This is a genomic window from Candidatus Acidulodesulfobacterium sp. H_13, assembly GCF_048541835.1.
Classification (GTDB): Bacteria; SZUA-79; SZUA-79; order Acidulodesulfobacterales; family Acidulodesulfobacteraceae; genus QIJE01.
This window is the reverse complement of sequence record NZ_JBLEOY010000002.1, coordinates 163,099-187,126: the sequence shown is the minus strand read 5'-3', so window position 1 is coordinate 187,126 and position 24,028 is coordinate 163,099. Positions and strand designations below refer to the sequence as shown.

Below are 24,028 nucleotides of genomic sequence, written 5' to 3'. Positions count from 1 at the left end.
GCGTCAATTTTATTTTCGGTTATTGAATTTATTTTCAATATTTAATAAAATCTAAAGTTAATGAAATCTAAACCATACAGCTTAAAAAAAATTCTGATTGTTTACAACCCAAAATCGGGGCGTTTTTCCGAAAAAAGGCTGTCATTTATTATAAGTTTTTTAAAAAACAAGGGGATTGAAAGTAAGACACTGAATATGATAACCGACGATATAGATAAAAAGTTCGCATCTTGCTTTGACGCCATATTCGTTGCGGCAGGCGACGGAAGTCTAAATCATGTGATAAATCATTTTGCCTTCACGGAGATCCCTATAGCCCATTTACCTATGGGAACGGTTAACCTTTTTGCGTTAGAGAACAAAACTCCCCGTTCATTAAAGGGGGCGTTGAATGAAATATTAAATAAATATGAACCGGTCAAGGTCAATCTCGGAAAGGCTAACGGAAGATATTTTCTTGCCATGACCGGAATAGGTCTCGACGCATTTATCGTAAAAAACATCGAAGAAAAAATAAGGATTAATAAAAAAAGAATGTACAATAATACGATAAAATATCTGAATTACATATTCAATATAATTAAAATATCCGGAAATTACAAATTTCCGGATATTCACCTAAATGTGAAAATCATTAAAAATTCAACAGACAAAACATTAGACGGGCATGAACTGTTCCGGGAATACTACGGCGTGAAACAGATTATAGTATCCAACATAATGCATTACGGCGGACCATTTAAAATATTTCCGAAAAACTCCCCTTTGAGCGACAAGTTCGACATAAGATTAATTAGTGATGTAAGCGGCACTATAGACGTAATTTTTTCTATATTAAAATCGTTATGCTTTCATCGAATACATGCCGATGATGCCGATTTTTATTTGAAGACCGATATTATATCGGTCTCGGCTTCAAAACCCGAGCAAAATAAAAACATATTCTACCAATGCGACGGAGAATTTGCCGGAACACTTCCGGTTGAGATAGAAAAGGTGAGCAACGCCGCGACTATGCTTGCAAATCCGTCCTTAATCTTTTAAATTCCTCAGGCTTCGGGCATAAATACTTATAAGGTGATCAACCGGCATGACTTGTTTTTCCTTTAAAATTCCTTTTTGATCACTCAAGGAAAAAATACAGCCGGAACACGACGTCAATATGGTTTGGGGAGATGCTTCTTTAATCTCCTCAAACTTTCTCCCCGTAATCTTTTTAGACAAGCCGTAGTGCCTTATGTTGAACATACCTCCGTTACCGCAGCAATAGTTATGTTTCAACGACTTCAATTTTAAACCATTAATTTTATCGGCAATAAATCCCGCCTCACCGATTAACATTTCGTTATAGGAAGAGGGTTGAAATCCAGGGGAGTTTAAAAGGTGGCACGGGATATGGAATACTGCATCGGTTTCCTCTTTTAAACGCCCCATTTTTATCATGTCGATACCCTTCTTCTCCAATATCTTAAAAAACGACCATATATTAAGCAATTTTTTGGAAAAGTTCATAATTTCCCCATAACCCTCATCGTTTTTATTAAAATATAGGGGATAAAGATTATTTATAGAGTAGGAGCAGGATGCGCAAGAAGTGATTATATGATCTATATCCTTATTTTTAAAGGCATTGGCATTATTTAGCGCAAGGTCTTTAAACGAACCGATATCTCCGCTCGATATAAAAGGCAACCCGCAACAACCCTGCATCTGCGGAACGAAAACCGAAACCCCGTTTTCTACTAAAGACGATACCGTATCGACAGATATCCCGGAATATATGCTGTCAAATACACAGCCGCTAAAATAGCCTACCGGTTTTAAATCATTTCCGTTTTTAGACTTGAAGTATAAATCCTCAATGCCGATAAATGGTTTTTCGTCCGGCTTCGGAGTATATCTTTTTTTTAAACGTTCTATTATTGGCATATTTAATAATTCTAACGCAGACCTTAATAGAACTTTTCTTTTATTTTTCAGTACTGTCAACGCTATCCTGTCAAAAGAAAGTTTATTGCCTTTAAATCTATTTAATCGAGTCTTTTCGTTTATTATCAGACTACCTGTTTCAACATTGTTCGGGCAAATTTTAACGCATCTCTCGCACAAAAGGCAGGCGGAAACGGTCTCTTTAACCTTTGAAGCCTTTAGCGGTAAAACTCTATCGTTAAAGGCTGAAATTATCCTAATCCTTCCCCTCGGGCTAAAAAACTCGTTTAAGCCGATATTGTACGTTGGACAAACAGGCAAGCATTTGCCGCAGTGAACACAATTAAGGTAACTTTTATCTTCGTTTTCCAATAAAAACTCCTTTTATAAATATTTATCGGACTGAAAAAATAATTTAGGAATAGGGGCGGGCACGGTATTTTTAGATAAGAAAAATATTTTAAAATATTTTTCCGGGATTGATTATATTTTGGGGGTCGAATGCCTTTTTTATATTTTTCAAAATATCCATATGGTAAGTGTTATATCTTAATTTCATAAACTCCTTTTTTTCTAATCCTATCCCATGTTCTCCGGATAAACTTCCGCCCAATTCAACGACCTTTTTTAAGATATCGCGTTTTGCTTCCTCTCCCTTTTTGATCATATCGTCGTTCTCTTTATCCAACATAATGTTTACATGAATATTGCCGTCTCCGAAATGGCCGAAATTTATTATCGGAATATCGTATTTTTTCGCAATACCCTCTAAATAAAAAAGCATATTTTTGATTTTACCTATTGGAACCGCTATATCGTTATTTATCTTAAGGCTGCCGTATCTTCGCAAGGATGGAGAAATTGCCTTTCTTGCCTCCATTATAACCCTTTTTTCTCCTTCATCGTTTGCGATAAATAGAGAAATCGGCGAGAATTCTTTCAGCACCCTTGAATACTCGGCAACCGATTTTTCGACATCCGACTCGGAACCGTCGGCTTCTACTATAAACAAAAGAGTCCCGTCTATTTTTATTATGTTACTTTTAAAATAATTCCTCACGGATTCTATGGAGAATTTATCCATAAATTCCAGCATTGACGGCCTGTTTCTGAGTTTCAACAAGGATATCGCCGCTTTAACACCTTTATCCGTGTCGTCGAACGACACGAGAATCAACGAACTACCCCCGATCTTTAATAAGAATCTGAGCGTAATCTTAGAAAAAAGACCGAGTGTCCCTTCAGATCCGACCATTAGCTGAGTAATATTATATCCTGAAACATCTTTAATTGCCTTAGAACCGCTATTTATTATCTCGCCCTCCCCGGTAACGATCTCGATGTCAACGACATAATCTTTTGTAACACCGTATTTAAGGGCGCGGGGCCCGCCGGAACATTCGGCGACATTGCCGCCTATTGTGGAAAATTCATAACTTGCCGGATCGGGCGGATAGAAATAACCTTTATCCGCAAGATAAAATTTCAGGTCCGCATTTATAATGCCGGGTTCAACTGTTACAAACATATTTTCTTCGTCTAATTCCAAAATACGGTTCATTTTCGTAAATGAAACCACGACCCCGCCCTTTAAGGGTAAACTGCCGCCGGAAAACCCGCTCCCCGAGCCCCTTCCGACAATGGGAGTATCATACTGCAAACACAGTTTGACGATGCTTGAAATCTCATTTGAATTAAGCGGAAAGACTACAACATCCGGCATAAATTCTTTTGACGTGGCATCATAGGAATAGCATAAAAGTTCTTCTGTTTCGGATAAAACTCGGTTTTTTCCCAACAGTTTTTCAAATTCTTTTATAAGTTTTTGATTCATAGGCTGGACCGCTTTCTTTTATCGTTTCCGCAAGTCTCCTAAAGGCAATCGACCTGTGGGATATTTTATTTTTTTCCGAAGCATCAATCTGCGCAACGGTTTTATTAAATTCGGGAACAAAAAATATAGGGTCGTAACCAAAACCCTTTGCCCCGCTTACTTCTTTATCTATTAAACCGTTTAGTTCTCCCCTGAAATAGTGAAATGAATGTTTTTTTACATCGTACATACAAGTTAAACAAACAAATTTAGCATGCCTATTTTGCATACAATTTTTTTTAGATTTTATTGCATTAAGCAATGCATTGATATTATCGGTGTCTGAAGCGTTCTCTCCGGCATATCTTGCCGTAAAAATACCCGGGGTTCCATTTAAACAGTCTACTTCTAACCCTGAATCCTCGCTTACTATATAACTCAAATTAAGTTCCGACTTCAATCCTGGGTTTTCATCTAAAAATTTTATATAGCCTTCCGTTTTAATTTTAGCGTTCTCTTCGTAGGTCTCCCCGTCCTCGACTATTTCTATCTGAAAACTCTTATCCAGGCAGACAATGTTTAATTCTGCGAAATCACCCATTATAGATTTAATTTCTCGAAATTTATGCGAATTTCCAGTAGCTATCAATATATCAACCATCAAAAAATTATATCACATTATATTTTGACCCGCAAATTTAAGTCGGAAATGCTTCTTGTCCTATACTTCTTGACAATTTTGTGCTGAGAAAGTTATAATGTGCGAATATATCAGACTAAAAAAATCCAAAAAAACGGCGGGCTATGCGATGTTCAATATCAACTCCTTAACTAATTCCGACGCCTCTGCTTTTATCTCTGTAAACGTTAATTATACCGCTGGAACAAAAGAGATTATAAATTATTATGACAAAGAAAGAACTAAAATAAAGTCGATATACAGGCTTAATTTAGACGGTAGATTAAACGGAAAATCGGAGGGATGGTTTAAAAACGGGAACAAACATTTCGAGCTAAATTACATTAACGGTTCTCTCCACGGAACACAAACTATTTACTGGGTAAACCGCAATCCTTTTTTAGAGTTCAATTTTCGTGAAGGAAAACTCTTTGGTTCGCAAACGGAATATTTTATTAACGGCACAGCTCAATTCGTTACGCTATATACGTCTGCGAGAAATAATGATGGCTTGCCGTTTATTCCTTAAAATTACGTTATACCGTTAATTGTCTCGTTTTGCAGACTCGTGATTTTTGATACGGCAGTCTTAGAGATATCGTAAAGCTTAGTTAATACATCAAATTGAATCGGAGTCTTTTCCGCACACCCCTGTATTTCTATTATCTTTCCTAAACCCGTTAAGACAAAATTAAAATCCAATTCGGCAACGGAGTCCTCCGAATAATCAAGGTCAAGCAAGATTTCTCCGTTTACTATGCCTATACTAACGGCGGCAACGGAGTCGTAAAAGGGCATCTTTTCGATCTCACCCTTTTTAATAAGATTTAAAAACGCCAGATAAGCCGCAACATATGACCCGGTTATTGAAGCCGTTCTCGTTCCGCCATCGGCGCTTATAACGTCGCAATCAATTACTACGGTTATGTTAGGAAAATCAGAAAAATTAGCAGCAGATCTTAGCGACCTGCCTATTAGTCTCTGTATTTCCTGCGCCCTTCCGTTAACCTTTCCCTTTGTCGAATCCCTCGGTATTCTGTTTCGCACGGACCGGGGAAGCATGGAGTATTCGGCAGTCAACCATCCCTCTCCTTTATCTTTAAGGAAGGGGGGCACCTTATAATCGACGGATGCGGTACAGATAACCCTTGTATCCCCAACCTCGATTAAACACGACCCCTCCGCATATTTCATATATGCAGGAGTTATCGACATACTCCTGGGCTCATCGGACATTCTATTTCTCTTCCTCGTCAAAGTATTTCCTCCCATTTCTTATTTTTAATGAAAAATATGTAAAGGTCTTTTAACTCGATAACGTCTATTAATCTCACGTTAACAAGCGAACATAATGCAGGAATATCGTTTAACAAAGAATCCTTATCCGAAACAACCGTTAAAACGTCGCCTTGATTTAATCCTTTAAGCTTACGGACGACCGCCCATACCGGTGGTCCTCAGCAAAGGCCTCTTATATCGAGAGTAGCGGTTCTGCAATTTAAAACCGACCCTGTCTCCATTTTAAACTCCTTACGATTATTCGTTTAAACAACCTTGATTGCCGCATCTAAAATACCATTGATAAAAGAGGGCGACTCATCGTTCCCAAATTTTTTTGCTATTTCTATAGCTTCGTTAATAATTACATTATTAGGAATTTCCGGATGGAACAAAATCTCATAAACGGACATTCTGAGAATATTCCTATCTACACGAGACATCCTATCTATCGTCCAGTTTTTAGATACAACCTTAATAATATCATTTATTCTATCCAAATTAGATAATGAGCCGCGTGAAATATCGGAGAAAAAGCCGAAGATCTGTTCCATGTCTTTTTCGCCGCTCAAACTCTCTTTAGATTTTACAAACCCGTCTCTCATAAGACTCTCTGAAGCAAAACAATTATAAAAACTCCTCATTTTATAATCTAAATCGCTTATATCTCCATCCGTCTCATATAAAAACTGCAAAGCAAGCTCCCTCGCCTTTCTTCTTTTAGTCATAAAATTAGGTTAACCTAAACTCCGTATATTTCTCATATTTAAACATTTCTGATTTTTACGTAAAGGTTTGCCATTTCAACGGCGGACATTGCGGCGTCAAAACCCTTGTTTCCCATCTTCGTACCTGCCCTTGATATCGCCTGCTCAATAGATTCTGCCGTTATAATTCCATAACTTACCGGTATATTATAATGAATAGAAAGCTCCGATATTAATTTAGTAACCTGCGCAGAAAGAAGGTCAAAATGTGTAGTTTCACCCCTTATAAGCGTTCCAAGGCAAATCGCCGCATCAAATCTTTTCGTATCCAGCAGCATCTTTACAGCCATAGGAAGCTCAAATGCACCAGGAACTTTAATGACCGATATGTCGTCCTCGTTTGCGCCGGCTCTTTTTAAAAAATCTAACGCACCATCTAAAAGCTTGCCGTTAATAAAATCATTAAACCTTGATATGACGATACCGAATTTAAAACCTGCAGCTTTAAGTTCGCCCTCTACTAAATGAAAATTGTTCATCTTTATACCCCTACTAATTTAATTTTACTATTTTATCTTTAGTATATGGCCCAATTTTTCTTTTTTAGTTTTAAGGTAGTGCTTATTGATTTCATTCGGACATATCTCTATCGGAACCCTCTCTACTACGCTAAGCCCGTAACCTTCAAGCCCGATTATTTTTTTTGGATTATTGGTCATAAGACGCATTTTACCTACACCCAAATCTACCAGGATCTGAGCTCCGACTCCATATTCTCTTAAATCCGCCCTAAATCCCAGTTTTTCATTCGCTTCAACCGTATCATACCCTTCGTCCTGAAGATTATATGCTTTTAATTTATTTACAAGCCCTATGCCCCTGCCTTCCTGCATTAAATAAAGGATAACACCCTTGCCTTCTTTATCTATCATTAACATGGCAGTCCTTAGCTGATTTCCGCAATCGCACCTTATAGAACCGAATGTATCTCCGGTAAGACACTGAGAATGGACCCTGACAAGAATCGGTTCCTCGCTGTTGATTTCTCCTTTTACGATAGCTACATGCTCTTCAAAATCAATATCGTTGGAATATACCATAATCTTAAACTTACCGAATTCCGTAGGGATTACTGACTCCACAAGCCTTTTGACATGTTTTTCATGCTTAAGCCTATAGTTTATTAAATCCTTAACAGTTAATATTTTTACATTGAATTTTTTTGAAAATTCTATTAAATCGGGCATTCTTGCCATGGTTCCGTCGTCCTTCATGATTTCGCATATAACTCCGTACGGTTTTAATCCGCTGATTCGCGCTATATCTATAGAACCTTCGGTCTGGCCCGTTCTTGTCAAGACCCCGCCGGTTTTTCCCCGCAAAGGAAAAATATGTCCGGGTCTGACTAAATCATCCGGCGTAGCATCATCTTTTATTGCCGTCAGTATGGTTTTTGCTCTGTCATGAGCGGATATACCCGTGGTAACGCCCTCTTTTGCTTCAATGGATACGGTAAACGCCGTAGTAAACTTAGACTCGTTATTTGCAACCATAGGCGGCAAGTCCAAACTATCGGCTTTTTCCTCGGTTAACGTTAAACAAATCAATCCCCTTGCGTATTTTGTCATAAAATTGATTATTTCCGGTGTTACATGCTCTGCGGCGACAACCAAATCCCCTTCGTTTTCTCTGTCCTCGTCATCGACAAGGATTATCGCCTTGCCGTTTTTTATATCATTTGCAGCTTCTTCTACCGTTGCTAAGTACATAATATTTTTCACCTTCTTAAATTATTTTTTTATCTTTATGCTATTTAAAACCATTTTCCACTAAAAATTCATAAGTTAAACTACCTTTGATTTTCTCTCCTTTATTACTATATAGACCCGCTTTATCGTTCATGCGTATAGCAACCGTCTTTTCGATTATGTCGGATTCAAGATTTACATAATCATAGATTGCCTTAAATTTCAGATTTGTCTCGTCATAGGTCAATGGAATTACGCTTACAAAAAATATATCCCCTTTAAGCTCATTTACGGTTAAACTTATACCGTCAACACTGATAGAACCCTTTTTTATTATATATTTGTCAATATCTCCGTCTATAGAATCAACTATTTTTATACCCACTACGATAGAATTACCAACCCGTTTTTTAACGACTATTCTGCCTATTCCGTCTACATGCCCAAGCACGAAATGCCCCGATATATCGGAACCGACGGAAAGAGCCGATTCTATATTGACTTTTTCACTTATTCTTAAATATTTTAGAGCAGAAGAACGATAAGTCTCCGGCGTAAAGTCAAAGAACAAAACGGGGTAATTAATTTTTTTTACGGTAAGACATAAGCCGTTCACGGCTATGCTTTGCCCGATATATGCATTTTTTCCCGCAATTTCGGCGACTATCGATAGAACACCGTTATTTATAAATTTAACGGTCCCCTTTTCTTTTATTATGCCGCTAAACATAAGCAATGAAAATTATGATTCAATTTATTTACACTTCAGGATAATAAGATAAAAACAGTTCGTCGTTTATATTCTTAACGCTTAAATCTTTAAATTTCAACATATCTTTATCTCTTAAAGATAAAGATTCAAACAAACCGAGACCCTTTTCGTATCCCAAAATATACGGCATCATATTAATTACCAGCTTATCGAAAAGTTTTTCGCGAATTAAAGAATTAAAAAGAATCGGCCCCGCTTCTACAAAGATGCTCGTTATTTTAAGCTCGCCGCATCTTTTAAAGACTTCTCGTAAATTTAAGAATCTTTTGCCCTCTATACTTGTGCTATTATAATATACATCGCATATAATTGCACCTTTTTCTTTTAAAAGCAATCTTTTTACGCTCTTTTCTTTATCGTATTCAATAGAAGCAAATATTAAAATATCGCCGTATGTATCAAAAATTCTTGAATTTAAAGGTATGGATAAATCCGCATCTAATATTATTTTAGTATACCTTTTATTTAAAAGCTTATTTTTTATACCCCTTCTATTTAAACGAATGTCCAACATAGGGTCATCTTTTATTACGGTTTTTGCGGAAACCATTATCCCATCATTGAGAAATCTTAAGCCATGAGTATATTCAAGCGATTTTTCCGACGAAATATAAGATTTACCCTTATCGTTTCTATATCCGATTTTACCGTCTAAGGTCAATGCCTCTTTGATAGTGACAAAGGGGGAACCACTCGCTATATATTTTAAAAAAACCTCGTTGAGTTTTTTGGCTTTTTCCTCTAAAACTCCGCAAACCGTCTCAATGCCATTATTGTGCAAATAATCTAAGCCTTTTCCCGATACCAAGGGATTCGGATCGCTAATCGCCGCAACTACCCTTTTTATTCCGCATTCTTTAATTTTATAAATACATGGGGGTGTTTTGCCGAAGTGGCTACACGGTTCCAAATTTACGTACAGCGTAGCACCCCTCGCATTTGAACCCGCTTTTTTTAACGCCGATATTTCGGCATGGGGCAACCCCGCTTTTTTATGATATCCGGCTCCTATAATTGTCCCATCTTTAACTACGACGGCACCTACGAGGGGATTAGGAGACGTTAACCCATGGGCTTTTTTTGCAAGACTCAGTGCCTTAGCAATAAAATACTTGTCTATACTTTTACTTTCGCCGTTAAGACTGCTTTCTGATGAGTTCGGAGACATTTTCGTAAAGTTCATTTATATCTTTAAAGGAGAGATAGACAGAGGCGAAGCGGATATAGCTTATTGCATCAAGGCTTTTCAATTTGTTAAGAACAAATTTTCCTATATCTTCGCTCTTTATTTCCTTCAAATTTATTTCGTCAATCCATCTCTCGACGGATTGCACCATTTCTTCGATACCGTAATATGGAACAGGTCTCTTTTCGCAAGCCTTTATAATGCCGTTTAATATTTTCTGCCTGTCAAACGACTCCCTTCTTCCATCCTTTTTAACTATTAAGGGAGATAAAACAACGACTGTTTCTACCGTAGAAAACCTATTGCCACAAACATTGCACATCCTTTTCCGTCTTGTCGATTTACCGTCCTTAGACACTCTTGAATCAATAACCTTGTCGTTATCGTTGGAACAGAATGGACACCTCATATGCAATACAAAATATAAAATAGTTCAAATATTTTCATAAAGAGGAAACCTATCGCATAACATTTGAACTTCTTTTTTTACGTTATTTTTAATCGTTTCGTTATCGGAATTTTGAATAATTTCGGCTATCAGTTCGCCTATTTTTACCATTTCTCCTTCTTTCATGCCTCTCGTAGTGACGGCAGGAGTTCCTATCCTTATCCCGCTTGTCACGAATGGCAATCTTTCGTCAAACGGAATTTTATTCTTATTGACGGTAATACCCGCCTCGTCCAAAAGCGCTTCCGCCTGTTTACCCGTCATTTCTGATTTTCTGAAATCGATAAGCATAAGATGATTATCCGTACCACCGGATACTAATGATAATCCGTTATTCTTAAGCGTATTTGCAAGAGCGGCGGCATTAAAAACAACCTGCCTTTGATAATCTTTAAATTCCTCGCTTAAAGCCTCTTTAAAGGCAACAGCCTTTGCAGCTATTACATGTTCAAGCGGTCCTCCCTGAATTCCCGGAAATATGGCGGAGTTCAAAGCCTTTCCATACTTGGCTTTAGCCAAAATAACTCCTCCCCTTGGCCCCCTCAAAGTTTTATGAGTAGTAGTAGTAACGAAATCGGCAAACGGAACGGGGCTTGGGTGTAGACCCACCGCCACAAGTCCTGCTATGTGTGCCATATCGACCATAAGATAACACCCTGCTTCATCTGCAATATCCCTAAATTTTTTGAAATCTATAATTCTCGGATAAGCACTGGCACCCGCTATTATCATCTTTGGCTTATTATCTAATGCTAATTTTCTAAGCTTGTCGTAGTCTATCGTCTCCGTAGATTTATTTACGCCGTACGGTATGATATTAAAATATTTTCCGGAAAAATTCACGGAACTTCCATGCGTTAAATGACCGCCGTGCGATAAATCCATACCAAGAACGGTATCCCCCGGTTTTAAAAAGGCGTAAAAAATGGCCATATTCGCCTGCGAACCGGAATGAGGCTGGACGTTTGCATATTCCGCTTTAAATATTTTTTTAACCCTGTCTATCGCAATCTGTTCAACACCGTCTATGTAATTGCATCCACCGTAATACCTCTTTTTAGGATATCCTTCGGCATACTTATTGGTTAGAACAGAACCCTGCGCCTGCATCACCGCTTTAGAAACAAAGTTTTCGGAGGCTATAAGTTCTATCGAATGCCTCTGCCTGTTAATTTCTCCATCTATAAAACTATAAATGTCGTCGTCAAAATCCTTTAAATCTTTACAATTCAATTTATTTTACCTGAAAGTTTAAGTTTAATTTTATACCGCAACATACATATCATATCTTTAACATTCTAATTTTTCTATGAAAGTAATTTTAGAAATTCTGTTGCCATGCCTTCCGCCTTCATACTCGAACGACATAAACTTGTCTATAAACCTTTCCGCCTCGGTAGGCGTCGTAGTCCTGCCACCCAAAGTCAAAATATTCGCATTGTTGTGTCTCTTGGCGACTTCCGCCGTATATTCATCGTGAACCAATGCCGCTCTAATACCGGTTACTTTATTTGCGGCTATCTCCATACCGATACCAGTTCCGCATACAAGTATGCCGAAAGAACTTTTATCGCTATCCTCCATTAACTTTTTTGCCACCTTAAGTGCATAATCCGGATAATCGACACTCTTTAAGGAGTTTGTTCCAGCATCAAGATATTTTAAGCCTTTTTTCTCAAGAAAGCTTTTTATAAACTCCTTCAACTCGAAACCGGCATGGTCCGAACCTAAAAATATCATTTTATATTAACCCTCCCATTTTTTAAAAACTAACGTAGCATTAGTTCCGCCAAATCCGAAAGAATTAGATATCGCATATCTTATATCCGCTTTTTGCATAACGTTAGGAACATAGTCCAAGTCGCATTCTTCATCCGGGTTATTCAAGTTTATAGTAGGGGGTATTATCCCCGTACTTACCGTTAATGCAGTAGCAACCGCTTCTATCCCTCCGGCAGCGCCAAGCGCATGACCTATCATGGATTTAATAGAACTAATCTTAAGTTTTTTAGCTTTTTCCTTAAAAAGTTGTTTAATGGCTTTAGTTTCGTTTAAATCATTGTAGTAGGTTGATGTTCCGTGCGCATTTATATAGTCTATATCGTCCGGCGTTAAGCCGCCGTCATCTATTGCATTCTTCATGCTATAGTATGCACCCTCGGCATCAGGAGCGGGAGTAGAGAGATGATAAGCATCTGAAGATACGCCGTAACCTATCACTTCAGCAATAATTTCCGCACCTCTATCTATTGCGGAGTTTGCCTCCTCCATAACAACTATACCTGCCCCTTCGCCTACCACAAAACCGTCCCTATTTTTATCGAACGGACTTGAAGCCTTTGACGGTTCGTCGTTTTTCGTCGACAATGCCTTCATCGCATTAAACCCTGAAATACAAAGCGGCGTTATCGTAGATTCGGTTCCTCCCGCTATCATAGCATCGGCATCACCCCTTGCAATTATCCTATATGCATCCCCGATAGAATTGGTTCCGGTAGAACAAGCGGAAACGGTGCTTGCATTGGGACCTTTGGCACCGGTCATTATAGAAACCTGCCCCGGCGCAAGATTTATCAAAAGCATGGGTATAAAAAAAGGAGAAATCTTTTTAGGTCCCCCTTTTAAAAGCATAGTGTGATACTTTTCGATAGTCGTAAGACCCCCTATTCCGGCCCCTATCCAAACACCCACCCTATGTGCATTGGCATTTGCAATCTTAAGCCCGGACATATCCAATGCCATTTTGGATCCGGCAAGGGCATAATGTATGAATCTATCCATTTTTTTGACTTCTTTTTTCTCTATAAACCTTTCCGGATCAAAGTTCTTTACCTCCCCCGCTATTTTGGTAGCATACCCTTCTGTGTCGAATCTGGTAATACAGCTTATACCGCTTTCGCCATTTTTCATTCCGTTCCAGCAGGTCTGCACATCATTGCCCAGCGCTGAAATTATAGAAAGCCCGGTAATTACGACTCTTCTATTACAATCAATTTTCGCCATAATAAAAAAACCCGATATAATATTAAACTATTTTGTATGTTCATCCATATATGATACGGCATCATTTACCGTCTTTATTTTCTCTGCATCTTCGTCAGATATTTCTATTCCAAACTCCTCTTCGAATGCCATAACCAATTCTACGGTATCTAAAGAATCGGCACCCAGATCTTCAACGAATGAAGCCTCATCCACAACCTCGCTGGGTGTAACCCCGAGCTGCTCTACGATTATTTCCTTAACCTTTTTTTCTACGGACATCTATTTTCACCCCCCTTCCTATTTAATTTGAATTTAAAAATTAAACTGCATGTGTTACATAAACATTCCGCCGTTTACGTCAATAACGGAACCGGTAATATATTCGGATAAAACCGACGATAAAAAAAGCACCGTATTAGAAACGTCTGAGGATTCCCCAATACGGTTTAAGGGAATGGTCTTTATTATTCCGTCCTTTATATCCCCCGGTAATTTGTCCGTCATAAACGACTTTATAAAACCCGGAGCTACGGCATTTACGAGTATCCCCCTCGTCGCATATTCCTTGGCAATCGATTTGGTAAAAGCAATTATCCCCGCCTTAGATGCGGCGTAATTCGCCTGACCGACATTTCCCGTTTTGCCGATTACGGATGCTATATTTATTATTCTTCCGCCTTTAGCTCTTACCATATATTTTAAAACATTTTTAGTAATATAAAACAAACCGTTTAGGTTGACATCAATTACGTCAAGCCAGTCTTCATCGCTCATTCTTATTAAAAGCGAATCTTTAACAATACCGGCATTATTAACAAGAATACCTATTTTAGACTCTTTTACCGCAATTCTTTGAATAATGTCGGCTACCTGCTTAGAATTTCTAATATCAAGCTCGTAAAAGTCGAAATTATCCGATATTGCCTTGACTTCATCCCGAACAGCCAAAAATTTATCATGAGATTTGCCGAGAATTATAACCCTTGCCCCTGCCGAAAGCTGAGTCTTGACTATGGAAAGCCCTATTCCCGCATATCCACCCGTAACAAGCACCGTGATGCCGGTTAAATCTATACAATAAGACATAAGCTTACTTAACTTAATAAAATAATTAAAATTAAAATGTTTACCGACTGTTAATCGGCAATTTTTTCTCCAATTCCTTTAATGTCGAGACGGAATTAACGGAAAACGAACCGGTGTTTTTATCTATTCTTTTTATTAGACCGCTCAAAACATTTGACGGACCGATCTCGATGAAAGTTTTCACATTAAACGATTTTATCATATTCAAGACAGACTCGCTCCACCTTACCGGAGAAGTCATTTGTTCCAAGAGAAAATTAATTACATCATTTTTTTCAGAATAATTTAATGAAGTAACATTTGAAAATATTTCGCAATTTGCATCCGAAAACCAATCTCCATTCATATAGTCCGATAGATTTTTTTTAGCTTCCTCCATAAAAGGCGTATGAAACGGAGCACTTACCGGTAAAATTGCGATCCTTTTAGCCCCTTTCTCTTTTAAGAGAGCACATGCTTCATCGACAAGCAAGGATAAACCGGATATAACGATTTGAATGGGAGAATTAAAATTTGCCGTAAATATGCCGTCTTTATCCTCAGAACCATTGATGTCGCTTAGAACAGATTTTATGATATTTTTGTCAAGCCCTATTATGGCCGCCATTTTGCCAAAGAGAGGAGGGCAGGCATTTTGCATGAAAAAACCCCTTTTTTTCGTGATTAAAAGCGCATGATAAAAATCTACGGAACCGGCAAAAACATTGGCACCGTACTCACCGAGACTGTGACCCGCGGTACAAACCGGTTTAATGTCGTATTCTTTCCGCATTACGGCAAGCATAGCCATGCTCACGGTTAAAATAGCCGGTTGAGTGTTTTCGGTCATATTAAGCGCTCCTTCGTCGTCTCCGAGTATCAATTTTTTCATGTTGATGCCCAAAGTATCCGAAGATTCCTCCAATACATGCCTCGCTTCCCCGAAATTCTCAAAAATATCCCTGCCCATACCTACATGCTGAGAACCCTGTCCGGGAAAAATAAACGCAATATTGGAATCAATCAACCTTTCAGTTTCCATTTATATTTATCCTTTTATAAATTTAGACATATCGCTAATTAAATCTTCTGCATCACTAACTATTTCCTCTATAACCTCTTTTACCGTTTTTTCTTCTTTTATCATCCCCGCAATCTGACCGCTCATAAAAGAACCCATTTCGATGTTGCCGTCTATTGAAGCAGCCTTTAAACTTCCCATTCCCAATTTTTCATATTCGGCAAGGGGAGAGCATTTGCCTTCTAATTCAAGAAACATTTTTGCAAGCCTGTTTTTCAATACTCTGACGGGGTGTCCAGTCGGCCTTCCCGTAACGACGGCATCTCTGTCCGATGCCTTTATTACCATATCTTTCCAGTTTTGATGTATATGACATTCCTTAGTTGCAAGAAATCTCGTACCCATCTGAATGCCGCTTGCGCCCAGACATAAGGCCGCTACGAATCCCCTGTAGTCCGCAATACCCCCTGCGGCTATAACCGGTATGTTAACGCTGTTAACTACCTGCGGTACTATTACCATAGTGGTAAGCTCGCCTATATGTCCTCCGGATTCCATCCCTTCCGCAATCAAAGCATCCGCACCGGCCCTCTCCATTCTTTTTGCAAGAGCGGTAGAAGGAACAACCGGAATTACCTTTATATTCGCGTCGTGAAATTTCTTTATGTAAGTACCCGCATTGCCTGCGCCGGTCGTGACGACGGAAACACCTTCATGTATAATGGCGTCTACGAGCTCGTCTATATAAGTTAAATAAAGTATAATATTGACTCCGAAAGGCTTATCCGTATTCTCTTTGGCTTTTTTAATTTCCCGAACAAGTAATTCCGGCGACATCTGTCCGGCACCTATTATGCCGAGACCTCCGACGTTAGAAACGGCACTTGCAAGGGCATAATCAGATGCCCACGCCATGCCGCCCTGAAAAATAGGATATTTTATCCCAATCTTATCGCATATAGAGGTTTTTATCATTTTATCTTCTCCATAAAAAATATAAATTTACCATCTTATTATAGAAGATGCCCATGTCAACCCTGCACCGATAGCATCTATCAAGACAAGTTGTCCTTCCTTTAAGCGACCCGACTTATACGCTTCGTCAAGGGCAATAGGTATTGAGCCGCTTGAGGTATTTCCGTATCTTTCCAAATTAACGAAGACTTTTTCCATAGGAAAATGTAATTTTTTTGCCGTAGCCTCTATGATTCTGATATTTGCCTGATGAGGAACAAATAAATCAATATCTCCGGGCGTTAAACCATTAAAATTTATCGCTTCCTCCGCCACCGCCTTAAGATAATTAACTGCATATCTAAAAAGTTCGGAACCCTTCATTTTTATGTAATGTTCATGATTCGACAGGGTTTCGAGGCTCGTAGGCATGAACGAACCGCCCGCCTGAAGCGCAAGGATATCGTTATGCCCGCCTTCCGAATGCAAATGTGTCGATAAAACACCCCTATCATTTTCGAAATTTGCGGTTAATACTACTGCACCCCCGCCGTCTCCAAATAATACGCATGTCGATCTATCCGTATAATCAGTAATTCGGGAAAGTAAATCTACGCCTATCACTAATATGTTTTTATATTTTCCGGATTTAATAAAACTGTCGGCAATGGATAGCGAATAAATAAAGCCGCTACATCCGGCGCTCACGTCAAAGGCCGCTGCGTTTGTAAGCCCCAGTTTTCCCTGCACTATACACGAGGTAGATGGAAATGCCATGTCCGGCGTAACCGTCCCCACCAATATAAGTTCTATATCTGCAAGATTTAAACCGGAAAGCTTAATCGCTTCTTTTGCCGCGGCCGCGGCTATATCGGATGTCGTCAAACCTGACTCGGCAATGTGCCTTTCCCTTATGCCCGTCCGCGAAGTAATCCATTCGTCGGACGTATTCACGATAGAAGAAAGTTCCTCATTTGTAAGCACCTTTTCCGGAACAAAAGACCCTATCCCTATAATTTTAGAATATACCAATTTTTTAAACCTTCGCCTCTATATTAATTATTTGCCGATATCTTATCGGTGTTAATGACTTATATTATTCGCATTAGCTTCTATTTTACAACCTATATTGGAATTTATCCCTTTTTCAACAAAATGTTTTGCAACTAAAATAGCGCTCGTTACCGCTCTTGCGCTTGCGCCGCCGTGGGCTATAAATGCGGCACCATTAACACCGAGAAGCGGCGCTCCCCCGTATTCGTTATGGTCGACGAGCTTTTTAAATTTTTTTAATGATTTTTTTGCCATAAAAAAACCTATCTTTGCCATGAAGTTTTTATTTATTTCCTCTCTTAGCAAATTGAATATCATTTCCGCTAATGATTCGGATGCCTTTAAGATAACATTGCCGGTAAATCCATCGCAGACCACTACATCTACCCTTCCGTTAAATATTTCTCTGCCTTCAACATACCCGTAGAAATTTAAATCGGTATTTTGTATAATCTTATAAGCCTCTCTCGTAAGCTCGTTGCCTTTAGAAGACTCTTCACCGTTACTTAGTATGCCTATTTTAGGATTTTTTATATCCTTCATAAATGCTGTGTACTCTGCCCCCATTATGGCAAATTGTGCAAGATGATGAGGCTTGACATCGACATTTGCACCTGCATCAATTAAAACCGTATAACCTCCGACTGAAGGCATAACCGTAGCTATTGCAGGTCTATCTATGCCTTTAATACGCTTAAAAACAAGCATCGCTATCGCTAAAGACGCTCCGCTGTTGCCGGCACTGATGACGGCATCCGCTTCTTTATTCTGAACAAGTTCATAAGCAACACGTAATGAAGAATTTTTTTTATTCCTTACTATAGAGGAAGGAGAATCCTCCATGGTAATTCGTTCCGAAGCATGCACTATTTTAATTCCTGATACCCTGCGATTATTCTTTTTAACCGCATTTATGGCATTTTTTAAGATAGTTTTGTCCCCGGTTATTATTATCTCTAAGTCTTTACTAGATTCTGCAGCGGCTATTGCCCCCATAATCTCAGATTCCGGTGCCCTATCCGAACCAAAACCGTCCAGAGCTATTCTAATCATTTATAGTCTCTCCAATTGCGATAAAAGCCGGCATTATTGTAATGAATCAAGACTTTTCCGACGTTTTAAGGGCTATAATCTGCCTACCCTTATAGGTCTTGCAGTTAGGGCACATTCTATGCGGAAGAATCGGCTCTCCACAGTTCGGACATTTCGAATAATTCACCGGCGTAAGCCTATCATGTGTCCTCCTTTTATCCCTTCTGCATTTTGAATGTCTCTTTTTTGGATTTGCCATATAAGCATCTCTCCTTTTTTTTAAATTATATGCTATATTATTAAATTAAATTTTATAAAATGTCAATTTCATTTTTCTATCGATATAAAAAGAGCGCCATCTCCGGTTTTAAAATCTGCCTTATCTGAAAATACAATGCGCCTAACTCTCGCCGCAGACATAATATCGCCCGATATTTCGTTTATAACTTCAATATAATCCGGATTCAGAGTTTTAATTAAAAGTTTGCTCGCTCTATGATTTTGATGAAGGTTTAATCCGGTTCTTAATTTTCTCGAGGCATCCAAAATATTTAATAAAATACCGGCGATTTTTACCGAGTCGTCGAAAATGAGCTCTTTATCAAACTCCGGCCAAGCGGATAAATGGATACTCTTATCGTTCTCAAAGTTTTTATAAAAAGATAAATATAATTCTTCCGTGATAAAAGGCAGAAACGGCGCAAAGATCTTTAGCGCATTCAGCGAAACAAAATACATAACATTTAATACCGTATTTTTCCTATCATCATTTTTCCCGTCTTCTTCCCAGAAAATATTTTTTATGATTTCTAAGTAGTTATCACAATACATATTATAAAAAAAATCTGTTGCGGTCCGCAAACTTGATGAATAATTATAGGATTCCATATCCGTTTCGCAAATCTTCAGGGTGTTTTCAAGCTCCGTTATTATCCATTTATCCACTTGACCCATCTTAATCTCTGTTATGTTTTTTTCATGCGGATTAAATCCGGGGTGAACATTCGTGATGAGGAATCTCGCAGCATTCCATATTTTTATTAAAAGCCTCCTGCCGTTTACAACGTCTTCTTCGTTAAAGCGTAAATCCTGCCCTAATCCTGCCTTGGAAGCCCAATATCTTAAAGCGTCTGCAGAATATTTTGCTATAATATTTTCCGGATCTACAAAATTTCCCTGACTCTTGGACATTTTTTTACCGTTTCTATCCAAACCCCATCCGCTTATCATAATATTTTCAAAAGGAACGGCATCGGTATGATAAATGGACTTTACGACCGTATAAAACAGCCACGTACGGATAATCTCCTGAGCCTGCGGACGCAAGCTCATCGGATAAACCTTGTTAAATAGACCGTTATCCGCATCCCGACCGTAAGCCCAGGAAGTATTTATAAACGGAGTCATTGAGGATGTCATCCATGTATCCATAACATCGGTTTCCGGTCTAAACTCTTTTCCTCCGCATTTAGGACATTTATCAATGTGCGGCGGATTAGTAACGGGATCGACGGGGATGGAGGCTTCATCTGCAACGATAGCCTCTCCGCAATCGGAACAATACCAAACAGGGAAAGGGACACCGTAAAATCTCTGTCTTGAAATGTTCCAGTCCCATTTTAAATTATTAATCCATTCGTCGTACCTCGTTTTCATAAACTCGGGATGCCATTTCATAGTATTGCCGGCATTTATAAACCTTTCTTTATTCTCTAATATCTTCACAAACCATTGCTTCGCAAGGATAAACTCTATCGGTGTTTCACACCTATCATGGACGCCTACGTAATGCACGAGAGGTTTTTCTCCCTTTATCAGAGACAACCCCCGTAAGTCGCTCACTATAGCCTTTTTCGCATCTTTAACGTTTAGTCCGCTATAATTACCGGATAGTTCGTTCAATCTTCCGGCTCCATCCAGTATCATAAAGGTGTCAAGTTTATCCTCTTTCCACTTTATTACGTCAGAGGCATCTCCCCACGTACAGACCATCATGAGCCCGGTTCCGTAATTCATATCTACCGATTCGTCATATCTAACCGAAACATCTCTATCGTATAAAGGAATTTTGATACGGACATCTCTTAATGACTCGTACCTTTCATCTGCGGGATTAGCATAAATTGCGACGCACCCTCCGAGCAATTCCGGACGCGTAGTAGATATTGTAAGACTTTTACCCGACATTGAATTAAACTCTATATCATATAAAACACCGCCGGATTCCTCTATTAAGACATCCGCCTGTGCAAGCGAGGTTCGGCATTTAGGACACCATAATATAGGCTCATTACGTTTTTCTATAAGCCCTTTGTTATAAAGAGCCAAAAAGGATTTTTGCGAGGTCTTTCTGCTTCTTTCGTCTATAGTCGAATACGACAACCCATAATCTGCGCTAATTCCTGCGGATTTCCATAGAGACTTATATGTTTCGATACCCGCTTTAGTCTCTTTTAAGCACAAATCGATAAAATCTTCCCTTGTTATCTTGGACTTATTTATCTTATATTTTTTCTCTACATATCGTTCCGTAGGAAGACCGTTATCGTCGAATCCCATCGGATAAAAAATGTTAAAGCCCTTCATTCTCTTATATCTAATAATAAATTCCGCCTGAGAATAACTCATAACGTGACCGACGTGAAGATGCGCGGATGAAACATAAGGCGGCGGCGTATCCACCGCATAAATTTTGCCGCTGTCGGCTCCGTGTTCAAATTTATAAATTCCGTTATCTTCCCAGTATTGCGCTATTTTTTTTTCTACCGTTGGATAGTCATATTTTTTAGGGAAATTATTTGAGTTCAAACCGGTAAAATTATCAACATATTTAGATTTTTGCATAGATTATAAAGTTTAGCAATTTTTTATATAAAAATCAACTTTACTTGTAAAATTAAAGTTATCTTGTGCTATAATAAAGAAATGTATCAAGTATTGGCGCGAAAATATAGACCGAAAATTTTTGATGAAGTTATCGGTCAGGATTCCATAATTCAAACGCTTAAAAATGCCGTAATCAACGATAGAGTTTCACATGCCTACATATTTTCAGGAACAAGGGGCGTGGGAAAAACTTCCATCGCAAGAATACTTGCAAAATCAGTTAACTGCGTAAACGGCCCTACGATTAATCCGTGTGGAATTTGTCCCGCCTGCGTTCAGATTCAAAACGGAAATTCCGTCGATGTAATGGAGATAGACGGTGCATCTAATACTGGAGTAGATTCCATTAGAGATTTAAAGGAAAATATAATATATTCTCCGCAAAGTTCTAAATTTAAGATATATATAATAGATGAAGTTCATATGCTTTCCAACAGTGCCTTTAACGCCCTTTTAAAAACCCTTGAAGAGCCGCCGGTTCATGCAAAGTTTATCTTTGCGACCACTGAAATTCATAAGGTTCCGGAGACTATTCTTTCAAGGTGTCAGAGGTTCAATTTTAAAAGAATACCGGCTAAGATTATTTACGATAGGTTGAAAAAAGTATCTACCGCTGAAGGAGTTTTTATCACCGACGAAAACCTCATGATTATTGCCTCGTTAGCCGACGGTTCACTGAGGGATTCTCTCTCCGTATTTGATACCGTAATATCATATTATGGAAAAAATATAAAAGAAGACGTATCGCCGGTGCTCGGATTGACGACCAAGACGATAATATTCAATCTCATCAAGGCTATTTTTCAAAAAGATTACGAAAACTCGGTAAAAACCGCAAAAGAAATATACGACTCCGGAACAGACATTAGACAGTTTATGAAGCAGGCGGCATTCTATATAAGAAACATTTTAATAATAAAATTAAAATATAAAGACTTGGTTTACGATTTGACGAGTGAAGAGATTAATGCGCTTATACCCTTTGCCGAACAAAAATCGACCGAAGAGCTCTTAGACATGATGGACATTATGCTTAATGCCGATATTAAATATCAAAGGGTTTCATCGCCCTTGTTAATGCTGGAACTTACTATATTCAAACTTTTGGATATTCCGTCGAAACATAGTGTTGACGAACTCATAAACAGGCTTGATAAATTTATCACCCATAAAAATAATCCCAAAACAGCCGGGGGAACATTCACCTCCCCCGATTTTAAAAATTTAAATAACAATAAAAATGAAATTGTGCACAGCCCCGACATACCTCGCGAGCAGAAGGAGTTATTTGAACATTTTTCTAAAACCGATGAAAAGCTGAACGAACAAAATGACGACGACAAGATAAATATCACGGAATCCGCTGCCATAAACAACATAAAGGAAATATTCGGAAATAGTATAGAAAGGATAGATAAAAAATAAAATTCGTTAAAAAATTTCAGGTTATCTTGTTATTTTTTTTAAAAAAATATAGAATATATACATTAAATCAAAAAAATTTGGAGGAATAACGAAATGCCGAAAAATATGGCGGGAATGTTAAAACAGGCCCAAAGGCTTCAATCCGATATGCTTAAAATGCAGGAAGAATTAGGTTCCAAAATTGTCGAGTCCAGTTCCGGAGGCGGTATGGTTACGGCAAGGGTTAACGGAAAACAAGAACTTATTGAAATAAAAATAGATAAAGCGGTAGTCGATCCGGAAGACATAGAAATGCTTCAAGACCTTATAGTCGCATCTATCAACGAGGTCCTTACTAAATCAAAGGACATGGTTTCAGGCGAAATGTCAAAATTAACCGGAGGACTTAACCTGCCGGGCATGTTTTAACTTACCCGTTATCTATAATTATGTCTATAAACCGATCCAACCATATTAAAGATATAGTATCGGCGTTTAAAAAGCTCCCGGGAATAGGTGAAAGGTCAGCGAGAAGGCTTGCTTTTTATATATTGTCTCAGGATGAATCGGTCGCGTATAGCCTTGCAGAAGCCATAAAAGAGGCAAAACACAATATTAAGCTTTGCAGGGATTGTTTCAATTTAAGCGAGGAAGATCTTTGTCCGATATGCCTAAGCTCGTCCCGTAATCCCAAGTTGCTGTGTGTAGTGGAAAATCCTGAAATAATATACGTATTTGAAAAAAGCGGTAAATACAACGGACATTACCACGTATTGCACGGCGTAATAAATCCGTTAGAGGGAACTACTCCCTCAGATATTAAGATTAAAGAACTCGTCAATAGGGTGGAAAACGGCAATTTTGAAGAAATAATTCTCGCCTTAAACCCTAATTCCAATGGGGAAGCCACATCTATTTATATACAAAAAATATTATCTCCCTATAATATTCATATCACTGCTTTAGCAAGGGGGATACCCATAGGCTCAGACCTCGAATACATCGACAAGGATACACTTTCGGAAGCTATTAATTACAGAAAAAATTTTGGAAAGCTTTAAATTATTT

The 24,028-nt window shown here is 38.5% G+C and carries 26 protein-coding genes and 1 pseudogene; 5 read left to right on the top strand and 22 right to left on the bottom strand.

From position 1 onward, the window contains the following. Positions 1 to 60 precede the first annotated feature (60 nt). Complete coding sequence (locus ACMCNP_RS05445) at positions 61 to 1,044, top strand: diacylglycerol/lipid kinase family protein (protein WP_419314883.1); 984 nt, start codon at positions 61 to 63, stop codon at positions 1,042 to 1,044. On the opposite strand, the gene ACMCNP_RS05440 is transcribed toward ACMCNP_RS05445, so the two are convergent. From ACMCNP_RS05440 to rdgB, 3 genes are all read right to left on the bottom strand, one after another. Continuing rightward, a complete protein-coding gene (locus tag ACMCNP_RS05440; protein WP_419314880.1) occupies positions 1,033 to 2,301 on the bottom strand; it encodes a (Fe-S)-binding protein in 1,269 nt (422 codons plus the stop codon). The two genes, ACMCNP_RS05445 and ACMCNP_RS05440, sit on opposite strands and share 12 nt — an antisense overlap. Positions 2,302 to 2,389: 88 nt before the next feature. Continuing rightward, complete coding sequence (locus ACMCNP_RS05435) at positions 2,390 to 3,763, bottom strand: FAD-binding oxidoreductase (protein WP_419314877.1); 1,374 nt, start codon at positions 3,761 to 3,763, stop codon at positions 2,390 to 2,392. Continuing rightward, positions 3,735 to 4,403 (bottom strand): RdgB/HAM1 family non-canonical purine NTP pyrophosphatase, encoded by a 669-nt coding sequence (rdgB, locus tag ACMCNP_RS05430; RefSeq protein WP_419314874.1) that lies wholly within the window; start codon positions 4,401 to 4,403, stop codon positions 3,735 to 3,737. The genes ACMCNP_RS05435 and rdgB overlap by 29 nt, the downstream gene beginning before the upstream one ends. Positions 4,404 to 4,500: 97 nt before the next feature. On the opposite strand from rdgB, the gene ACMCNP_RS05425 reads away from it, so the two are divergent. Next, on the top strand, positions 4,501 to 4,950 hold the full coding sequence (locus ACMCNP_RS05425; RefSeq protein WP_419314871.1) for a toxin-antitoxin system YwqK family antitoxin: 450 nt from the start codon (positions 4,501 to 4,503) through the stop codon (positions 4,948 to 4,950). Positions 4,951 to 4,952: 2 nt separating this feature from the next. Here ACMCNP_RS05425 and rph read toward each other — a convergent pair whose 3' ends face one another. From rph to ACMCNP_RS05330, 19 genes and pseudogenes are all read right to left on the bottom strand, one after another. Further along, positions 4,953 to 5,678: a ribonuclease PH gene (gene rph / locus ACMCNP_RS05420; protein WP_419314868.1), complete on the bottom strand. Its 726-nt coding sequence runs from the start codon at positions 5,676 to 5,678 to the stop codon at positions 4,953 to 4,955. Beyond that, positions 5,675 to 5,860 (bottom strand): annotated as a pseudogene (locus ACMCNP_RS05415) (sulfurtransferase TusA family protein); the annotation flags it as partial. The gene rph and the pseudogene ACMCNP_RS05415, both read right to left, overlap by 4 nt. Before the next feature lie 105 nt (positions 5,861 to 5,965). After that, positions 5,966 to 6,427, bottom strand: coding sequence for a transcription antitermination factor NusB (nusB, locus tag ACMCNP_RS05410; protein ID WP_419314866.1), 462 nt, complete (start codon positions 6,425 to 6,427; stop codon positions 5,966 to 5,968). Positions 6,428 to 6,465: 38 nt separating this feature from the next. Continuing rightward, the gene (gene ribH, locus ACMCNP_RS05405; RefSeq protein ID WP_419314864.1) at positions 6,466 to 6,945 is read right to left on the bottom strand and encodes a 6,7-dimethyl-8-ribityllumazine synthase; all 480 of its coding nucleotides are present in this window, start codon (positions 6,943 to 6,945) and stop codon (positions 6,466 to 6,468) included. Between the two features lie 27 nt (positions 6,946 to 6,972). After that, complete coding sequence (locus ACMCNP_RS05400) at positions 6,973 to 8,175, bottom strand: bifunctional 3,4-dihydroxy-2-butanone-4-phosphate synthase/GTP cyclohydrolase II (protein ID WP_419314861.1); 1,203 nt, start codon at positions 8,173 to 8,175, stop codon at positions 6,973 to 6,975. Positions 8,176 to 8,215: 40 nt separating this feature from the next. Next, complete coding sequence (gene ribE / locus ACMCNP_RS05395) at positions 8,216 to 8,884, bottom strand: riboflavin synthase (RefSeq protein ID WP_419314859.1); 669 nt, start codon at positions 8,882 to 8,884, stop codon at positions 8,216 to 8,218. Between the two features lie 28 nt (positions 8,885 to 8,912). Continuing rightward, positions 8,913 to 10,109 carry a bifunctional diaminohydroxyphosphoribosylaminopyrimidine deaminase/5-amino-6-(5-phosphoribosylamino)uracil reductase RibD gene (gene ribD, locus ACMCNP_RS05390; protein ID WP_419314856.1) on the bottom strand — a complete coding sequence of 399 codons (1,197 nt, stop codon included), beginning with the start codon at positions 10,107 to 10,109 and terminating at the stop codon, positions 8,913 to 8,915. Continuing rightward, complete coding sequence (gene nrdR / locus ACMCNP_RS05385) at positions 10,063 to 10,521, bottom strand: transcriptional regulator NrdR (RefSeq protein WP_419314854.1); 459 nt, start codon at positions 10,519 to 10,521, stop codon at positions 10,063 to 10,065. Before nrdR ends, ribD begins: the two co-directional genes overlap by 47 nt. A gap of 24 nt (positions 10,522 to 10,545) precedes the next feature. Further along, positions 10,546 to 11,793, bottom strand: coding sequence for a serine hydroxymethyltransferase (glyA, locus tag ACMCNP_RS05380; RefSeq protein ID WP_419314850.1), 1,248 nt, complete (start codon positions 11,791 to 11,793; stop codon positions 10,546 to 10,548). 57 nt (positions 11,794 to 11,850) lie between these two features. Beyond that, the gene (rpiB, locus tag ACMCNP_RS05375) at positions 11,851 to 12,300 is read right to left on the bottom strand and encodes a ribose 5-phosphate isomerase B (RefSeq protein ID WP_419314847.1); all 450 of its coding nucleotides are present in this window, start codon (positions 12,298 to 12,300) and stop codon (positions 11,851 to 11,853) included. A 6-nt stretch (positions 12,301 to 12,306) separates the two neighbouring features. After that, entirely contained in the window at positions 12,307 to 13,563 is a 1,257-nt protein-coding gene (fabF, locus tag ACMCNP_RS05370; RefSeq protein ID WP_419314844.1) for a beta-ketoacyl-ACP synthase II, read from the bottom strand. A 27-nt stretch (positions 13,564 to 13,590) separates the two neighbouring features. Then, positions 13,591 to 13,824, bottom strand: coding sequence for an acyl carrier protein (locus tag ACMCNP_RS05365; protein ID WP_419314842.1), 234 nt, complete (start codon positions 13,822 to 13,824; stop codon positions 13,591 to 13,593). A gap of 54 nt (positions 13,825 to 13,878) precedes the next feature. Continuing rightward, a complete protein-coding gene (fabG, locus tag ACMCNP_RS05360) occupies positions 13,879 to 14,631 on the bottom strand; it encodes a 3-oxoacyl-ACP reductase FabG (protein ID WP_419314839.1) in 753 nt (250 codons plus the stop codon). A 40-nt stretch (positions 14,632 to 14,671) separates the two neighbouring features. Further along, positions 14,672 to 15,652 (bottom strand): ACP S-malonyltransferase, encoded by a 981-nt coding sequence (gene fabD, locus ACMCNP_RS05355; protein ID WP_419314837.1) that lies wholly within the window; start codon positions 15,650 to 15,652, stop codon positions 14,672 to 14,674. A gap of 6 nt (positions 15,653 to 15,658) precedes the next feature. Then, positions 15,659 to 16,606, bottom strand: coding sequence for an enoyl-[acyl-carrier-protein] reductase FabK (fabK, locus tag ACMCNP_RS05350; RefSeq protein WP_419314834.1), 948 nt, complete (start codon positions 16,604 to 16,606; stop codon positions 15,659 to 15,661). Between the two features lie 27 nt (positions 16,607 to 16,633). After that, positions 16,634 to 17,617, bottom strand: a complete 984-nt coding sequence (locus ACMCNP_RS05345) for a beta-ketoacyl-ACP synthase III (protein ID WP_419314831.1) — start codon at positions 17,615 to 17,617, stop codon at positions 16,634 to 16,636. Between the two features lie 51 nt (positions 17,618 to 17,668). Continuing rightward, positions 17,669 to 18,688 carry a phosphate acyltransferase PlsX gene (gene plsX / locus ACMCNP_RS05340; RefSeq protein WP_419315899.1) on the bottom strand — a complete coding sequence of 340 codons (1,020 nt, stop codon included), beginning with the start codon at positions 18,686 to 18,688 and terminating at the stop codon, positions 17,669 to 17,671. Positions 18,689 to 18,737: 49 nt separating this feature from the next. Beyond that, entirely contained in the window at positions 18,738 to 18,929 is a 192-nt protein-coding gene (rpmF, locus tag ACMCNP_RS05335; protein WP_419314828.1) for a 50S ribosomal protein L32, read from the bottom strand. A gap of 68 nt (positions 18,930 to 18,997) precedes the next feature. Next, positions 18,998 to 21,514 (bottom strand): valine--tRNA ligase, encoded by a 2,517-nt coding sequence (locus ACMCNP_RS05330; protein ID WP_419314827.1) that lies wholly within the window; start codon positions 21,512 to 21,514, stop codon positions 18,998 to 19,000. A 63-nt stretch (positions 21,515 to 21,577) separates the two neighbouring features. On the opposite strand from ACMCNP_RS05330, the gene dnaX reads away from it, so the two are divergent. From dnaX to recR, 3 genes are all read left to right on the top strand, one after another. Continuing rightward, entirely contained in the window at positions 21,578 to 22,981 is a 1,404-nt protein-coding gene (dnaX, locus tag ACMCNP_RS05325) for a DNA polymerase III subunit gamma/tau (protein WP_419314825.1), read from the top strand. Positions 22,982 to 23,074: 93 nt separating this feature from the next. Further along, positions 23,075 to 23,389 carry a YbaB/EbfC family nucleoid-associated protein gene (locus ACMCNP_RS05320; protein WP_419314822.1) on the top strand — a complete coding sequence of 105 codons (315 nt, stop codon included), beginning with the start codon at positions 23,075 to 23,077 and terminating at the stop codon, positions 23,387 to 23,389. 20 nt (positions 23,390 to 23,409) lie between these two features. Continuing rightward, on the top strand, positions 23,410 to 24,021 hold the full coding sequence (gene recR, locus ACMCNP_RS05315; RefSeq protein WP_419314820.1) for a recombination mediator RecR: 612 nt from the start codon (positions 23,410 to 23,412) through the stop codon (positions 24,019 to 24,021). Positions 24,022 to 24,028: the final 7 nt, after the last annotated feature.

Coding starts and splice junctions, on each gene's coding strand:
- ACMCNP_RS05445 (WP_419314883.1), top strand. CDS start 61: ATGAAATCTAAACCATACAGCTTAAAAAAAATTCTGATTGTTTACAAC.
- ACMCNP_RS05435 (WP_419314877.1), bottom strand. CDS start 3,763: ATGAATCAAAAACTTATAAAAGAATTTGAAAAACTGTTGGGAAAAAAC.
- rdgB (WP_419314874.1), bottom strand. CDS start 4,403: ATGGTTGATATATTGATAGCTACTGGAAATTCGCATAAATTTCGAGAA.
- ACMCNP_RS05425 (WP_419314871.1), top strand. CDS start 4,501: ATGTGCGAATATATCAGACTAAAAAAATCCAAAAAAACGGCGGGCTAT.
- nusB (WP_419314866.1), bottom strand. CDS start 6,427: ATGACTAAAAGAAGAAAGGCGAGGGAGCTTGCTTTGCAGTTTTTATAT.
- ribH (WP_419314864.1), bottom strand. CDS start 6,945: ATGAACAATTTTCATTTAGTAGAGGGCGAACTTAAAGCTGCAGGTTTT.
- ACMCNP_RS05400 (WP_419314861.1), bottom strand. CDS start 8,175: ATGTACTTAGCAACGGTAGAAGAAGCTGCAAATGATATAAAAAACGGC.
- ribE (WP_419314859.1), bottom strand. CDS start 8,884: ATGTTTAGCGGCATAATAAAAGAAAAGGGGACCGTTAAATTTATAAAT.
- ribD (WP_419314856.1), bottom strand. CDS start 10,109: ATGAACTTTACGAAAATGTCTCCGAACTCATCAGAAAGCAGTCTTAAC.
- nrdR (WP_419314854.1), bottom strand. CDS start 10,521: ATGAGGTGTCCATTCTGTTCCAACGATAACGACAAGGTTATTGATTCA.
- rpiB (WP_419314847.1), bottom strand. CDS start 12,300: ATGATATTTTTAGGTTCGGACCATGCCGGTTTCGAGTTGAAGGAGTTT.
- fabF (WP_419314844.1), bottom strand. CDS start 13,563: ATGGCGAAAATTGATTGTAATAGAAGAGTCGTAATTACCGGGCTTTCT.
- ACMCNP_RS05365 (WP_419314842.1), bottom strand. CDS start 13,824: ATGTCCGTAGAAAAAAAGGTTAAGGAAATAATCGTAGAGCAGCTCGGG.
- fabG (WP_419314839.1), bottom strand. CDS start 14,631: ATGTCTTATTGTATAGATTTAACCGGCATCACGGTGCTTGTTACGGGT.
- fabD (WP_419314837.1), bottom strand. CDS start 15,652: ATGGAAACTGAAAGGTTGATTGATTCCAATATTGCGTTTATTTTTCCC.
- fabK (WP_419314834.1), bottom strand. CDS start 16,606: ATGATAAAAACCTCTATATGCGATAAGATTGGGATAAAATATCCTATT.
- rpmF (WP_419314828.1), bottom strand. CDS start 18,929: ATGGCAAATCCAAAAAAGAGACATTCAAAATGCAGAAGGGATAAAAGG.
- ACMCNP_RS05330 (WP_419314827.1), bottom strand. CDS start 21,514: ATGCAAAAATCTAAATATGTTGATAATTTTACCGGTTTGAACTCAAAT.
- ACMCNP_RS05320 (WP_419314822.1), top strand. CDS start 23,075: ATGCCGAAAAATATGGCGGGAATGTTAAAACAGGCCCAAAGGCTTCAA.
- recR (WP_419314820.1), top strand. CDS start 23,410: ATGTCTATAAACCGATCCAACCATATTAAAGATATAGTATCGGCGTTT.